This window comes from Bowmanella yangjiangensis (assembly GCF_017255015.1).
GTDB lineage: Bacteria > Pseudomonadota > Gammaproteobacteria > Enterobacterales > Alteromonadaceae > Bowmanella > Bowmanella yangjiangensis.
Genome location: NZ_JAFKCS010000754.1, coordinates 1 through 355 on the forward strand (window position 1 = coordinate 1; position 355 = coordinate 355).

1 pseudogene is annotated in these 355 nt (G+C 64.8%); it reads right to left on the reverse strand.

Annotated features, from left to right (window positions below):
- Window positions 1–355: pseudogene (locus J0A65_RS26545) on the reverse strand (mechanosensitive ion channel family protein); the annotation flags it as partial.

The window sequence follows — 355 nt, forward strand, 5'->3', positions numbered from 1 at the left end:
CTGGTAGAGGGTGTTGAGGATGTCCAGAAAGGCGCCGATGGCCATGGCGATGGTCAGCACGATGAAGGCGCTGCAGACGTTGCGCGTCACCTCGACCACGGCCTCGGGCATGTCCGGCACCAGCATCACGCCGCTGGACAGCACCAGCGCCGGCACGACGTTGGAGAGCCGCTTGATGATGCCGCTTTCCTTGATCTGGCCGTGGCGACCCACGGTCGTGGCGCCGATCACACGATAGATGGCGCGCACCAGGATGTGCTTGACCACCCAGTTCGACAGCCAGGCCGCCGCGATCAGGGCGAGTGTGGCGCTGAGGGTCAGCAGTTCCGGCTGTTGCTTCAGCCAGTCCATCCAG